The sequence below is a fragment of the Denitrobacterium detoxificans genome (genome assembly GCF_015062615.1).
In the GTDB taxonomy this organism is placed as follows: Bacteria; Actinomycetota; Coriobacteriia; order Coriobacteriales; family Eggerthellaceae; genus Denitrobacterium; species Denitrobacterium detoxificans_A.
This window is the reverse complement of sequence record NZ_SUUH01000002.1, coordinates 459,138-472,610: the sequence shown is the minus strand read 5'-3', so window position 1 is coordinate 472,610 and position 13,473 is coordinate 459,138. Positions and strand designations below refer to the sequence as shown.

Here is a 13,473-nt window from a genome sequence, read left to right as displayed (position 1 = left end):
CTATCCTTCGTAATTACCGGTTGCCTGATCCTCGATATAGGCAACGAGCTTTTGCGTAGCCTCTTCAAGGTCGTCATTTACAACCGTGTAATCATACTTCATTTTTTGCTGAAGCTCCACCTGTGCGACCTTCATTCGCGCAGCAATCACATCTTCTGGTTCCGTTCCTCGACCGCGAAGGCGTTCCAGAAGGATTTCCATGGAAGGCGGCTCGATGAAAACGAGGTGGCACGACGGGAACTTTTCCTTCACCTGGAAGCCACCCTGGACGTCGATTTCCAAGATGACCTGTTCGCCCGCGGCGATATGCTCCTCAACGCTGGCGCGCGGCGTGCCATACTTGGCAGTATGAACGTTTGCCCACTCCAGAAAGCCGTCTTGCGCTACAAGGTCGTCGAACTGACCATCGGTCATGAAGTAGTACTGAACGCCATCGACCTCGCCCGCGCGCGGCGCGCGCGTGGTAGCAGAAACGGATACCCATGCATCGGGTACCCGCTCAAGAAGCCGGGCCACCAGGGTGCCTTTACCTGCACCCGATGGCCCGGATATGACGTACAGATTGCCCTGGCGCGCCACTAGGCCAGGCGCTCCAGCAGAGCGGCTTCCTGACGCTCGCCCAGGCCACGCAGACGGCGGCTTTCAGCGATATGAAGCTCGTTCATAACCTTTTCGGCCTTGGCCTTGCCATAGCCGGGAAGCGTTTCGATGAGCGTGGAAACCTTCATGCGGCCAATTACCGGATCGTCCTTCTGCTTCAGGACATCGGCCAGCGTGAGTTCGCCAGATTTGAGCTGATCGCGGACCTCCGCGCGCTTGATACGAGCAGCTTTTGCCTTCTCGAGAGCAGCCTTGCGCTCTTCTGGGGTGAGCTGAGGAATTGCCATCTTCAGATCTCCTTGTCTCGCTTTAGGTTATGCACTTCCGTGCCGTTGTGGATATCCTAATACAAAACAATGGTTATGACCAGCATTTTTAGGATTTAGTCCGCTCAAGCGGCCGTTGAGCGGACAAAAACAACCGTAAATTCGATGGATTTTACGCCTCTTCAAGCTCGGAAACGATGCGCTCGAAAGCGGCCACGGGATCGTCGGCTTCCGTGATAGGACGACCGATGACCAGGTGCGATGCGCCATTTTCAAACGCCATGGCAGGCGTGGTAACGCGCGACTGGTCGCCCTTAGAAGCCCAGGTGGGACGTACGCCAGGTGTGACGATAAACGCGTTGGGTCCAAGCAGCTCACGCAGGATGGGGGCCTCGAGCGGCGAGGCCACAACGCCCGAAAGTACAGCTTCCTTGGCCATGGAAGCCAGCGCACGAACCTGCTCTTCCACCGAACGGGTCACGCCCGTGGTTGCCAGGGTTTCGGCATCCATGCTCGTAAGCACCGTGATGCCCAGCGTGACGGGCTCGGGAATGCCAAAGTCGCTCGCAGCCGTGCGCGCGCCTTCGACGGCGGCCTGCATCATGGGAAGACCACCCACGGCGTGCATGGTGAGCATGTCGGCGCCATTGTGCGTAGCGGACGAAGCGGCGCCGCGCACCTGATGCGGAATGTCATGGAACTTCAGGTCGAGGAAGATCTTGAAGCCGCGTTCTTTCAGCTCGTAGACGATCTGGGGGCCCAGTTTATAGAACAGCGTCATGCCGATTTTCAGCCATGCCGCATGGCCGGAAAGCATGTCGGCCAAATCGAGCGCACGGGCGCGGTCGCAGTCGAGCGCGACGATAATGCGGTCGCGCGGAGCTTCGTCTTTCCAATTCTCTAGCATTGCAGACCTCCTACCAGCTCGTTCACGTCGGTTACGCCCTGCTCTTCACAGTATGCTCGAATACCCTCGATGACCTCGCGCGTGGCGAGGGGGTTTACGAAGTTGGCGGTGCCCACGGAAACGGCGGTAGCACCCGCGAGCATGAATTCCACGGCGTCGGTGCCGTTCATGATGCCACCCATACCCAAGATGGGCACGTTCACGGCGTTGTGCACCTGCCATACCATGCACAGGGCAACGGGCTTCACGGCCGGGCCGGAAAGGCCGCCTACCACGCGGGCGAGCACGGGCTTGCGGGTACGCGCGTCGATGGCCATGCCCAAAAGCGTATTAATGAGCGACAGGGCGTCGGCACCCGAGGCTTCGGCCGCGCGGGCGATTTCCGTGATGTCGGTAACGTTCGGGGAAAGCTTCACGATCATGGGCTTCTTCGTGGCTTCGCGGCACAGGCCCACGATCTTTTCCACGCTGGGTACGTGCGTGCCAAACGTCATGCCGCCCGAATCGACATTGGGGCAGCTGATGTTCACCTCGTAGGCGCTCACGCGATCATCGTCGTCGAGCGCTTCGATGACCTGCACGTATTCCTCGAAGCTGTGACCAGAGACGTTCACGATGACGGGTACGTCACGCCCTTCGAGCCACGAAAGGTCCTTTTCCTTCAGCACGGCCACGCCAGGATTCTGCAGGCCGATGGAATTCAGCATGCCAGAAGGCGTTTCGGCAATGCGAGGGCTTGCGTTGCCCTCCCAGCCGTTCAGCGATACGCCCTTCGTGGTGACTGCGCCCAGCATCTCGACGGGCACGAAATCGTTATACTCGCGGCCAGCGGCATAGGTGCCCGAAGCCACGGTAACGGGGTTCTTCATTTCCAAGCCGCCCAGATTGACGGCCATGTTCACCTGCGTCATTACCACACCACCTGATCAGCTTCGAAAATGGGACCGTCGACGCACGCGCGCTTCTTACCCTGCACGGTTTCCACCACGCAGGAAAGGCAGGCGCCTACGCCGCATGCCATGCGACGCTCCATGGAAACCTGACAGGCAATGCCAGCCTCGGCAGCACTGTTGGCCACCGCGCGCATAAGCGGTTCCGGACCGCACGTGATGACGCGGCTGTATTCGTTCTCCTGCATGAGCTCGGCTGCCGGGATGGTCGCGAAGCCCTTGAAGCCATACGAGCCATCGTCGGTGGCGCAAACCGGGTCGGCGCCAAGCAGCGCGGCATAGCGCTCGCGCGTAACCAGGGCGTTGGCATTTTGCGCGCCCAGGACCACGTCTACGGGAATGCCCGCTTCAACGCAGCGCTTCACCTGCATGAACGTAGCCGGTGCACCCGCGCCACCCGCAACGGCGAGCACACGCGTTTCGCCTTCGGGAGCGTCCCAAGGACGGCCGATGGGGCCAATCTGATCGAGCTGCGTGCCAGCGGGAAGCTTCGAGAGGAATTCCGTGCCATAGCCCACGACTTGGTACAGGATGTCCATGGTGCCCTCTTCGGGAAACGTTTCGTATACGCTGAAGGGGCGGCGAAGGATGTGCGATTCCATCTGCGGGATGCGCACATGCGTGAACTGACCGGGGAGAAGCGCCTGGGCAATGCGCGGGCTTTCAACGCGCATCACGAAAAGCCTGGGACCCACCTTCTCGTTGGAGAGCAGGGTTATCCGCTCGTGAATGAGACCGCTACGGTCTTCGCAACACATAGATATACCTCTCGTTCAGGGTTGGATTTTCCCACATGATACCGCACGCACTTCGCGCGCTAGCCTGCGCTAAAGCGACTACAGGGAATGCACGCGAAATGCATGAACGAGAGGCCGCGAATCCCCCACTCGGACGCCGACGGGAAGCGCCTTGGCAAAAACGGAGAACAAAAGTGCAAAAATTTGCCGTTCTGAACAAAATCTGGGGCCAAAATCGGCTCAAAGCAAGCAAGTCGAAGGCTTCGAATCGCATTTACCCAGGTCGCCGAAATGAGACCCTCGCGCATTCGGGGCGGAAATGTTCAGAAAGACGAATTATTTACATACGGCAGCGTATTTTTGCCGAAACGGGGCCGAGCGCACGCAAATCGACGGTATTTCGCGCCATCACGCAGAGATGCACGAGCAAATGCGCTCCCCCGTTCCTTGTTCGCGCACGTTAGCGCTTCTTAAAACGTTTCGCCGCACACACGGCAGCAACGGTTGCCCCCGCAACCGCAATCGTTGCAACTGCAATGGAGACGGCAGTGACGGCAACGGCCGTTACGTCGGTCCCACAGCAGATGGAATTCGATTCCTTCACGTGCTTGAGCGCGAAGGCGCAAGCGGCCGGCTTGCGAGACTCGATGGCAAATTCAGGAGCGAAGAAATGCTTGCAATCGACGAGAATGCCCTTGCGAAGAAGAATCTTGCGAAGGGCAAGAATCGTGCGACGTGACACGCCCGATGTCGTAAAGAGTACAACGCGTCCCACCTTGCCAGCAGGAATGGCGTTCGCATACTCGCGAAGCTCTTTGGCGAGGGCATTCAAGTACGGCGCACCCCCAAGGAAAAGCACGTCGCAATCGAGAGCGGCGGCCGGCATTTCATCTATTGTGTACGCGGGTACGCCCAGCTCGCTGGCTATCTCATTGGCAATGGCCTCGGTGTTGCCCGACTGAGAGTAATAAACGACTTTGACGTTCATGTGTCCCCCTCACCTGGATGTTGCCTTGCATTCATTATAAATAGCACCAAGATGGAAACAATTAACGGAGCGGTAGCAATACGGCGAGAGAAGGCGCAATCAAAAGCCAGCATGTAGCGTTGCGCGTCGTAGAGGACTTGACGTAAAACATCTATCTTCGTTCGCTCCCAAATACCAACATTACGAAATACTGAACGATTGCAATACGCGCATCCGAATATCGATATCCTGTAATACAATGTCTTACAGGATGAAAGGAGGCCTAAATGGCAAGCACCACAATGACAATTCGTCTGGAAAGCGATGAAAAGGCGCTTATCTCCAACTATGCCGAAGCCTTCGGGACCTCCGTTTCGGAATTCATGCGCAAGGCAGCAATCGAGCGCATCGAAGACGAGCTCGATCTTAAGGCCTGGGAAGAGGCGAAAGCGGAATTCGAAGCCGACCCCACCACTATTTCCGCAAGCGAAATCGCGCGAAAGTACCTGTAGCATGTGGAGGCTCCTCTTCTCAAAACGAGCTGATAAGCAACTTTCGAAAATGGACCCGGGCGTCCGACGCATCATAATTGCGTGGCTCCTGAAAAACATCGACGGCTGCGCAGATCCACGCGCACATGGGAAAGGGCTCACAGCAAACCAGTCGGGAAAATGGCGCTATCGAATTGGCGACTACCGAGTCCTCTGCGAAATCCGGGATGATGAGCTCATAGTTCTTGCAATCGAGATTGGGCATCGGCGCAACATATACAATTCTCGCTAAGGATTCAATCAAAACCGTGATTCATAGCGAAATGCGATCGCCGCGTAGCCACCCCACGCACCATGCGTTCATATATACTTCCACTCGAGGGAGGAACATATGAACATCAACCAGATTGAATGGTTTTGCCTTGCGTGCGAGCATCGCTCATTTGCGAAGGCAGCGCAACTGGCTCATGTTTCACGCCAAGCGTTCAGCAAACAGATGAGCAACATGGAACGCACGCTGGGATATCCGCTGTTCAAGCGCAACGAAATCGGCGTGCACCCCACCGAGCGAGCATTAGCCATCTACCCCGCCGCTCTGGATTGTGTACAGGGCTATCGCTCGTTCGTGCAGGTAGCTGACGACCAGCTGTTGGAGTCGAAGCCCATCGTGCGCATAGGATTCGCCGACGGCATCATTGACACACTGCCCGACGACTTCCTGTTTCAGCTGGAACAGGAATGCCCCTATTGCCAGATTACGGTCGAGAAGCACTACGTGAACCGCTGCGTCGACCTTCTGCGCGAAGACGAACTGGACATGATCATCTGCTCGACGCCCGGCAGCACTGCGGGACTGCGCGAGCGCATTCTCACGCGCTTCCCCATCTACGTTGCCATCCCCCGTGCAATCATGGATTGCTCCATGCGCGAACCCACCCTGGAAGACCTTTCCCACCTGGAATTCTTCGCGCTCGGAAACGACTTCCCCAACGATCGCGAAGTCGAAACGCTCTTCGAAGAGCGTGGACTACCCTTTCGCATGAACACGCAATACAACGACTACGACATCATCCTGAACGAAGTGCGCCGCGGTCGCGGTTGCACGTTCGTGCCTGCCACCTGCGTGGATGCCATCCGATGCGCATCGGTTCAAATCGTGGACTTCCCGCTTCACAACCACACGTGGAACATAGGGCTGTATTACGAGGAGGGCTTGCACGCGCATGCGACGCAGCAGGTCATCGATGCCATCTGCGCGCACTTCCCCGTCACGCAACCACACGCCGAAAAGCACCGAGCCGCCCTGGCGCAATAAGACGCGAGAGGCCCCACTTAGTAAGAACCCATAACGCACAAACGAACTCGCGAAGGCATATCGCCCCACGTTGCAAGGGGACGCAACGCATGCTTGCTCCCCACTCAAGCAATTGCTCCTTCCGAGTTGCGCCCGCCCGCGATACCTTGCACCTGTCTGTGAGGGACAGACAAAATCCGCAAGGAAAGGGGAGGTCATGACGAAGACCAACGTCAGTCGTCGCGCATTCTTCAAGGGAGCGGCCCTAAGCGCCGCGGGTGCGGGAATCGCAGGGCTGGGCCTATCGAGCTGCGCTAGCCCAAAAGGCTCTAGCGAAGCACCCGCCAAGGCAAGCGGCGCCAGCAACGTAAGCCCGCAAGAGGCTATCTCGCAGCTGAATCCGCAAGACTGGGATTACCGCAGCAATTCGGTAAAGGACTGGAACCAGACAAGCCTGTTCACGTCCTGGAAGTTCGGCAACCTAACGCTGAACAACCGCATGGTGAAATCTGCCGCAGGATCGGCCTATCTGCCCTGGTGGACTACTGAAATGACCATCGCGGAATACACGCATTGGGCCAAAGGCGGCGTGGAGCTCATGTTCGTGGAGGACTATGCGAGCCTGCTTCCCCACTACCCCGCCGCATATAAGATGCGCACGCGCGAAAACGCGGAGCTGGACAAAGTAGCCGCCGCCATCCACGAAGCGGGCGCGTACTGCGGATATCAGCTCTCGCTCATGGGCGCATCTTTTTCTGGGTTCGACGCCACGACCGCACCGCAATTCGCATGCGCAGAGGCAGACGATCTCACGCTCGAAGAAGTGCGCACAGTGCAAAGCGACTTCATCGACGCCGCAAAGTTCCTGAAGGAACAAGGCTTCGACGCCGTGGAGATCAACGCAGCCGGCAACAACATCGGCCAGGCGTTTCTCTCGCGCAACCGCAACAAGCGCTCCGACGAGTACGGCCCGCAGAGCTTCGAAAATCGCGCGCGCTTTGTCGTCGAAATGATCGAGGGCATCAAACGCGAATGCGGAGCCGATTTCCCCGTGCAGGTACTCATCAACGTCATCGAAGAAAACGACTACGACCTAGGCAACAACTCCACGCTTACCACGCTCGAGGAAAACATTGAGATGTGCAAGCTGTTCGAGAAAGCGGGCGCTAACAGCCTGCATCTGCGCTTGGGGCCCTTCAACAATCATCCCGCCGAATTCGCTTCGGACATGTACTTCACGGGCTATGGCATCGACGGCGTAACGGGCTACGGCAACATGTTCGACTTCTCGCGCCACTTCCAGGGCAAGCTCATCGCCAACCACTCCGGTTGCGGCATGCTGCTGGACGTAGCCGCCGAAATGCGCAAGGCGGTATCCATTCCCGTAGGCTGCGTCACCTTCATGGACCCCGCCCATGCACCCGACATGTTCGTGGGCGCCCTGGACGAAGGCAAGGCCGACTTCTACATGATGAACCGCCCGTTCATGGTAGACCCCGAGTACATCAACAAACTGAAGGAAAATCGCGCGGACGAAATTCGACCCTGCAACCGATGCCTGCACTGCCATTTCGATCTGGACGAAGACGGCGTATTCTACGAGCACTGCCGCATGAACGCCTGCCACATGCGCGCCTTCACCGAGGTCATGCCCGAAGGACCCGACATCCCCGCAGGTAGCGGGAGCAAGAATGTAATGGTCGTAGGTGGCGGTCCCGCTGGCATGGAGGCCGCTCGCGTCGCAGCACTGCGCGGATACACGGTCACGCTCTACGAAAAGAAGAGCGACATCGGCGGTCTGCTCGATTTCGCCGAAGCAGTAAAGGGCCAGCATGAGAACATCGGCCGCGACAAGGAGTACTTCAAGCGCCAGATGAAAGTCTGCGGCGTAAAGGTGGTCACCGGACAGGAAGTGGACGCCGCATTTGTGAAGCAGCAGAATCCCGATGCCGTTATCGTGGCAACGGGCGGACTGCGCGACACGCTGGGGCTTTCCGCCAGCGGCAAAACGAACATCGTGAGCATCGAAGACTTCCTGACCAGCGATATTGGCCAGAACGTCTGCGTCGTGGGCACGGGAGCGCAAGCGGTGGACACCACGCTGCGCCTGCTCTCACAAGGCAAGGAAGTGATATTCGTCTCGCCCGACCCCATCGAAAAGCTCGACCGTGGACAAAGCGATCACATCAAGGGCTTCGTGATTCCCATGCTCTACACGCGCGGCGTGCGCGTATGGCCCAATGCCCAGGTGAAGAGCGTAGGCGATGGTAGCGTGACCATTAGCTGCGATACGGGCGTGGATATGACGTTCGAATGCGACACGGTAATCGAAGCCATGGACATGTTGCCCGACACAAGCCTGGCCGACGCCCTTGGCGGCATGAACGTTCAAGCCGTAGGCGACTGCAAAAAGCCGTTCAACATCGCCGAGGCCATTGCGGCTGGCAATTTGGCAGCACGAGCAATCTAACTGGCGCTACGCCAGCCAAGACAAGAAAACTCCGAGATATTCCCTCCCAGCGAAAGGCAGCCCAAGGGCTGCCTTTCGTGGTTGAGCGCCGTTAAACGGCGCTTGTCTGGAAATCTGGATCTATGCAAAGAAAACAGCCCCACATCGCATGAATGGACGCGGGGCTGTGGCGCTCAGGCAAAACGCGAACGCGCGCTAACCGAACCTTACAGGTACGTCTGCGGCAGGTCTTGCAGCGCGATGACGCGCGGGGCCTGGGCGCGGGCGCTTTCCATGGCGCTCACCATGGCCTGCGCAGCCGGCAGGTTCGTAAGGTTCATGACGCCGTGACGCACGGCCTCCAGGCGCAGGTAGTAGCTATCGTCGCGCGTGTCGTGACCGAAGGGCGTGTTCACGATAAGGGCCACTTCCCCATTCGACACCATGTCGCCGATGTTGGGCGACGGCTGGCTTACGCGGCGCACCACTTCCACCGGCACGCCCGACGCCTCGAGCACCTGCGCGGTGCCTTCCGTGGACAGCAGCGTGAAGCCCAGGCGCACGAAGTCGCGGGCCAGCGAGATGATGCTGCGCTTGTCGCGGTCGTTCACCGAGATAAAAACCTTGCCCTCTTCGGGCAGGCGATACGAAATGGCCGTCTGCGTCTTCGCGTATGCCGCGGGGAACGTACGGGCCACGCCCATGACCTCGCCCGTCGACTTCATTTCAGGTCCCAGCACCGTGTCGGCACCTGGGAAGCGACCGAAGGGCATAACGGCTTCCTTCACGCTGAAGTGATCGAGCTTGCGGTCGTCGGCCGGCAGGTTCATCTGAGCGATGGTCTCGCCCGCCATAATGCGTGCCGCGCACTTGGCCAGCGGCACGCCCGTGGCCTTGCTGATGAAGGGCACGGTACGGCTGGCGCGCGGGTTCGCCTCGATGACGTACACTACGGCGTCCTTGATGGCGCACTGCACGTTCATGAGACCGCGAACGCCCAGGCGCAGGGCAAGCCTACGCGCGATGTCGCGCAGCTTTTCCTGGATGGCGGCGCTGAAGGTGAACGGCGGAATGCAGCACGCGGAGTCGCCAGAGTGAATGCCAGCCATCTCGATGTGCTCCAGGATGCCGCCAATGTAGACCTGCTCGCCGTCGCACAGCACGTCAACGTCGCATTCCACGGCATCTTCCAGGAAACGATCGAGGTACACGGGATGGTCGGGCGAAATGCGCGCGGCCTGCTCCATGTAGGTTTCCAGCTGCTCGCGGTCGTACACGATGGCCATGCCGCGGCCGCCCAGCACGTAGCTGGGACGAACCAGCAGGGGGAATCCGATGTCGCGCGCCACCAGGCAGGCCTGCTCGTAGGTAGAGGCCATGCCGGCTCGCGGGTAGGTAATGCCCAGCTCATCGAGGATGGCGCTGAATCGGTCGCGGTCTTCCGCCAGGTCGATGGCGTCGGGCTTCGTGCCCATGACGTTCACACCAGCCGCCTCCAGCGCGCGGGCAAGCTTCAGGGGCGTCTGACCGCCCAGCGTGACGACCACGCCATCGGGCTGCTCCACGTCGATGATGTCCATGACGTCCTCGTACGTGAGCGGCTCGAAGTACAGCTTGTCGGACGTGTCGTAGTCGGTGGAGACCGTTTCGGGATTGCAGTTCACCATGATGGTCTCGTAGCCCGCGTCGTGCAGCGCATAGCTGGCGTGCACGCAGCAGTAGTCGAACTCGATGCCCTGGCCAATGCGGTTCGGGCCCGCGCCCAGAATCATCGCGCGCTTGCGCGTCTTGGGCGCAACTTCGCTCTCGCAGCTATCGTACGTCTTGTAGTGGTACGCCGTGTCGCTGTGAAATTCCGCGGCGCAGGTATCGACCTTCTTGAAGCTAGGAACCACGCCCAGGCCACGACGAAACGCGCGCACGGTGATTTCCTGCGTGTTCGTGAGGTGCGCAATCTGCGCGTCGGAAATACCCGAGCGCTTCAGCAGGCGCATGGCGTCGGCATCAAGATCGTACAGGCTCATGCCGCGCAGGTTCTCCTGGATGCGCACCATATCGGCCATGCGATCCACGAAGAAGCGGTCGATGCGCGTGGCTTCGCACACTTCCTGCACGCTCCAACCACGACGCAGCGCCTCGGCCATGTAGAAGATGCGGTCGGCCGTGGGACGCGTAACCAGGTCGCGGAAATTCTCCTCGTCGAAGGAAACACCGTCGGCGCCCAGGCCCGCATGCGCGTTCTCCAGGGAACGCAGGGCCTTGCCCAGGGACTCCTCGAACGTACGGCCAATGGCCATGACCTCGCCCACGGCCTTCATGCGCGTGGACAGAGTATCGTCGGTGCCCTTGAACTTCTCGAATGCGAAGCGCGGCACCTTCACGACGCAGTAGTCGATGGAGGGCTCGAAGCAAGCGGGCGTAACCTTCGTGATGTCGTTGGTGATTTCGCTGAGCGTGTAGCCCACAGCCAGCTGAGCTGCGGCCTTGGCGATGGGGAAACCCGTAGCCTTGGAGGCAAGCGCCGAAGAGCGCGATACGCGGGGGTTCATCTCGATGACGATGAGGCGGCCGTTTTCCGGGTTCAGCGCGAACTGCACGTTGCTGCCACCCGTTTCCACGCCGATTTCCTCGAGGATGGCCAGGCTGGCCACGCGCATGCGCTGGTATTCGGTGTCGGTAAGCGTCTGAGCGGGGGCAACGGTAATGCTATCGCCCGTATGAACGCCCATGGCGTCGAAGTTCTCGATGGAGCACACGATGATGCCGTTGCCATCGCTATCGCGCATGACCTCCATCTCGAACTCTTTCCAGCCCTCGATGCTCTCCTCCACGAGCACCTCGCCCGCAGGGGAAAGCTCCAAGCCCTGACGCACGATGAGGCGCAGCTCGTCTTCGGTGTGCGCGATGCCGCCACCAGCGCCGCCCAACGTGAACGAGGGGCGCAGTACCAGCGGGTAACCGATTTCCGCTGCAAGGCCCAGGGCGTCTTCCACCGAGTAGGCATAGCCGCTGCGCGCCGTTTCGATGCCCAGCTTCTCCATGCACTCGTTGAACTGCTTGCGGTCTTCGCCACGTTCGATGGCCTGCAGATCGCAGCCAATCATTTCCACGCCATACTGGTCGAGAATGCCGGCCTTTGCCAGGTCGACGGCCGTGTTCAGGCCCGTCTGGCCACCCAGCGTGGGCAGCAGCGCGTCGGGGCGCTCCTTTTCGATGACCTGCGAAATGGCTTCCACCGTGATGGGTTCCACATACGTACGCACGGCAAGCTGCGGGTCGGTCATGATGGTAGCGGGATTGCTGTTGACCAGGATAACCTCGTAGCCATCTTCGGCAAGCACCTTGCACGCCTGCGTGCCCGAGTAGTCGAACTCGCACGCCTGGCCAATGACGATGGGGCCGCTGCCGATAACGAGGATGCGCTTGATGTCGGTGCGCTTAGGCATGCTGGGCCTCCTTCTGCTCCGCGAACGTCCAACCGGCCAGACGATCCTGAGCGATGTCGATATCCAGGTAATCGCTGCGACCGTCCATAAGGCGCACGAACGCGGCGAACAGGTAGTGAGCGTCGGTGGGGCCACACTGGGCTTCGGGATGGTACTGCACCGAGAACGCGGGGATATCCAGGCATGCAATGCCCTCGGGCGTGCCGTCGTTCAAGTTGATATGCGTGAGCTGCACGCGACCCACCTTTTCGTTGCGCACGACGGGAGCAACATGGGCCTCCGCATAAGCGCGCAGGTCTTCGGCGTGCTGCGCAATGCCACCCGACTCTTCGGGGACGAGTTCGCCCAGGCTGCTATACACGATGCCGAAGCCATGGTTCTGCGAGGTGATCTCCACGCGACCCGTGCGCAGGTTCATGACAGGCTGATTGCCGCCGCGATGACCGAACTTCAGCTTTTCGATCGTGCAGCCACAGGCCTTCGAAAGCATCTGGTGACCCAGGCAAATGCCGAACAGCGGTACCTTGCCCAGCAGCTTTTCCACCTGGGAATACGTACCCTCCACGGCGTCGGGGTCGCCCGGGCCATTCGAAAGGAACACGCCGTTGGGATGCATGGCGAGCACCTGCTCGGCAGGCGTATTCCACGGCACCACCGTTACACGGCAGCCCACGCGCACCAGGTTTTCCAGAATGCCATCCTTCATGCCGCAGTCATAGGCGACCACATGGTACTTCGCCTCGGGCGCCTTGCCGTAGGCAAACTGATGGCCAGCGGGGACGTTTTCAGCCGTGTACTCATGCGGTTCGTCGCACGATTCCCGTTCCACGTAGTTGGTGCCCACGAACGCCGGGGCAGCGGCCAGCTTGGCAAGCAGCTGCGCATCGTCGAGGGTTTCCGTGGAAAGGACAGCCATCTGGGCACCCGCATTGCGGATATGGCGCACCAGGGCACGCGTGTCGATGCCCTCGATGCCCACCACGCCATTGCGCGCGAGGAACGCGGGGAAAGATTCAGCGGATCGCCAGTTGCTGGGCGTGTAGCACATGTCGCGCACCACCATGCCGCGCAGGGCCGTATGATCGCGCTGCACGTCGTCGGGGCAAACACCGTAATTGCCAATCTGGGGATACGTCATGGTGACGATCTGGCCGGCATAGCTGGGATCGGTGGCCACTTCCAAGTACCCCGTCATGGAGGTATTGAAGCACACCTCGCCGAACACCTCGCCCGTGGCACCGCAGGAATACCCCGCCCAAATGGTGCCATCGGCAAGAGCCAGCTTCGCGGGCACGCGCGTGGGCTTCGACGTGCCAACCAGGAGCTTGTCTGAAATCTTGCTCATGCTTTTCCTTCCCGGCGCAAA

Annotated in this window: 12 protein-coding genes; 4 read left to right on the top strand and 8 right to left on the bottom strand. The window is 59.8% G+C overall.

The window, feature by feature from the left end; all coding sequences use genetic code 11:
* From gmk to E7002_RS04700, 6 genes are all read right to left on the bottom strand, one after another.
* Positions 1–579, bottom strand: a complete 579-nt coding sequence (gmk, locus tag E7002_RS04725; RefSeq protein WP_066662644.1) for a guanylate kinase — start codon at positions 577–579, stop codon at positions 1–3.
* Positions 579–887 (bottom strand): integration host factor, actinobacterial type, encoded by a 309-nt coding sequence (gene mihF, locus E7002_RS04720; protein ID WP_066662647.1) that lies wholly within the window; start codon positions 885–887, stop codon positions 579–581. Before mihF ends, gmk begins: the two co-directional genes overlap by 1 nt.
* A gap of 151 nt (positions 888–1,038) precedes the next feature.
* The gene (gene pyrF, locus E7002_RS04715) at positions 1,039–1,773 is read right to left on the bottom strand and encodes an orotidine-5'-phosphate decarboxylase (protein ID WP_303727708.1); all 735 of its coding nucleotides are present in this window, start codon (positions 1,771–1,773) and stop codon (positions 1,039–1,041) included.
* Positions 1,767–2,684, bottom strand: a complete 918-nt coding sequence (locus tag E7002_RS04710) for a dihydroorotate dehydrogenase (RefSeq protein WP_303727707.1) — start codon at positions 2,682–2,684, stop codon at positions 1,767–1,769. The genes pyrF and E7002_RS04710 overlap by 7 nt, the downstream gene beginning before the upstream one ends.
* Positions 2,684–3,481, bottom strand: a complete 798-nt coding sequence (locus tag E7002_RS04705; RefSeq protein WP_303727706.1) for a dihydroorotate dehydrogenase electron transfer subunit — start codon at positions 3,479–3,481, stop codon at positions 2,684–2,686. The genes E7002_RS04710 and E7002_RS04705 overlap by 1 nt, the downstream gene beginning before the upstream one ends.
* Before the next feature lie 439 nt (positions 3,482–3,920).
* The gene (locus E7002_RS04700; RefSeq protein ID WP_303727705.1) at positions 3,921–4,448 is read right to left on the bottom strand and encodes a hypothetical protein; all 528 of its coding nucleotides are present in this window, start codon (positions 4,446–4,448) and stop codon (positions 3,921–3,923) included.
* A gap of 266 nt (positions 4,449–4,714) precedes the next feature.
* On the opposite strand from E7002_RS04700, the gene relB reads away from it, so the two are divergent.
* The 4 genes from relB to E7002_RS04680 all read left to right on the top strand — a co-directional run bounded on the left by relB (position 4,715) and on the right by E7002_RS04680 (position 8,682).
* Positions 4,715–4,939, top strand: a complete 225-nt coding sequence (gene relB, locus E7002_RS04695; RefSeq protein ID WP_303727704.1) for a type II toxin-antitoxin system RelB family antitoxin — start codon at positions 4,715–4,717, stop codon at positions 4,937–4,939.
* A 1-nt stretch (position 4,940) separates the two neighbouring features.
* Positions 4,941–5,210: a type II toxin-antitoxin system RelE/ParE family toxin gene (locus E7002_RS04690; protein ID WP_303727703.1), complete on the top strand. Its 270-nt coding sequence runs from the start codon at positions 4,941–4,943 to the stop codon at positions 5,208–5,210.
* A 99-nt stretch (positions 5,211–5,309) separates the two neighbouring features.
* Entirely contained in the window at positions 5,310–6,233 is a 924-nt protein-coding gene (locus E7002_RS04685) for a LysR family transcriptional regulator (RefSeq protein ID WP_303727702.1), read from the top strand.
* A gap of 196 nt (positions 6,234–6,429) precedes the next feature.
* Entirely contained in the window at positions 6,430–8,682 is a 2,253-nt protein-coding gene (locus tag E7002_RS04680; RefSeq protein WP_303727701.1) for an FAD-dependent oxidoreductase, read from the top strand.
* 206 nt (positions 8,683–8,888) lie between these two features.
* On the opposite strand, the gene carB is transcribed toward E7002_RS04680, so the two are convergent.
* Both carB and carA read right to left on the bottom strand, forming a co-directional pair.
* A complete protein-coding gene (carB, locus tag E7002_RS04675) occupies positions 8,889–12,107 on the bottom strand; it encodes a carbamoyl-phosphate synthase large subunit (protein ID WP_303727700.1) in 3,219 nt (1,072 codons plus the stop codon).
* Entirely contained in the window at positions 12,100–13,452 is a 1,353-nt protein-coding gene (carA, locus tag E7002_RS04670; protein WP_303727699.1) for a glutamine-hydrolyzing carbamoyl-phosphate synthase small subunit, read from the bottom strand. Before carA ends, carB begins: the two co-directional genes overlap by 8 nt.
* Positions 13,453–13,473: the final 21 nt, after the last annotated feature.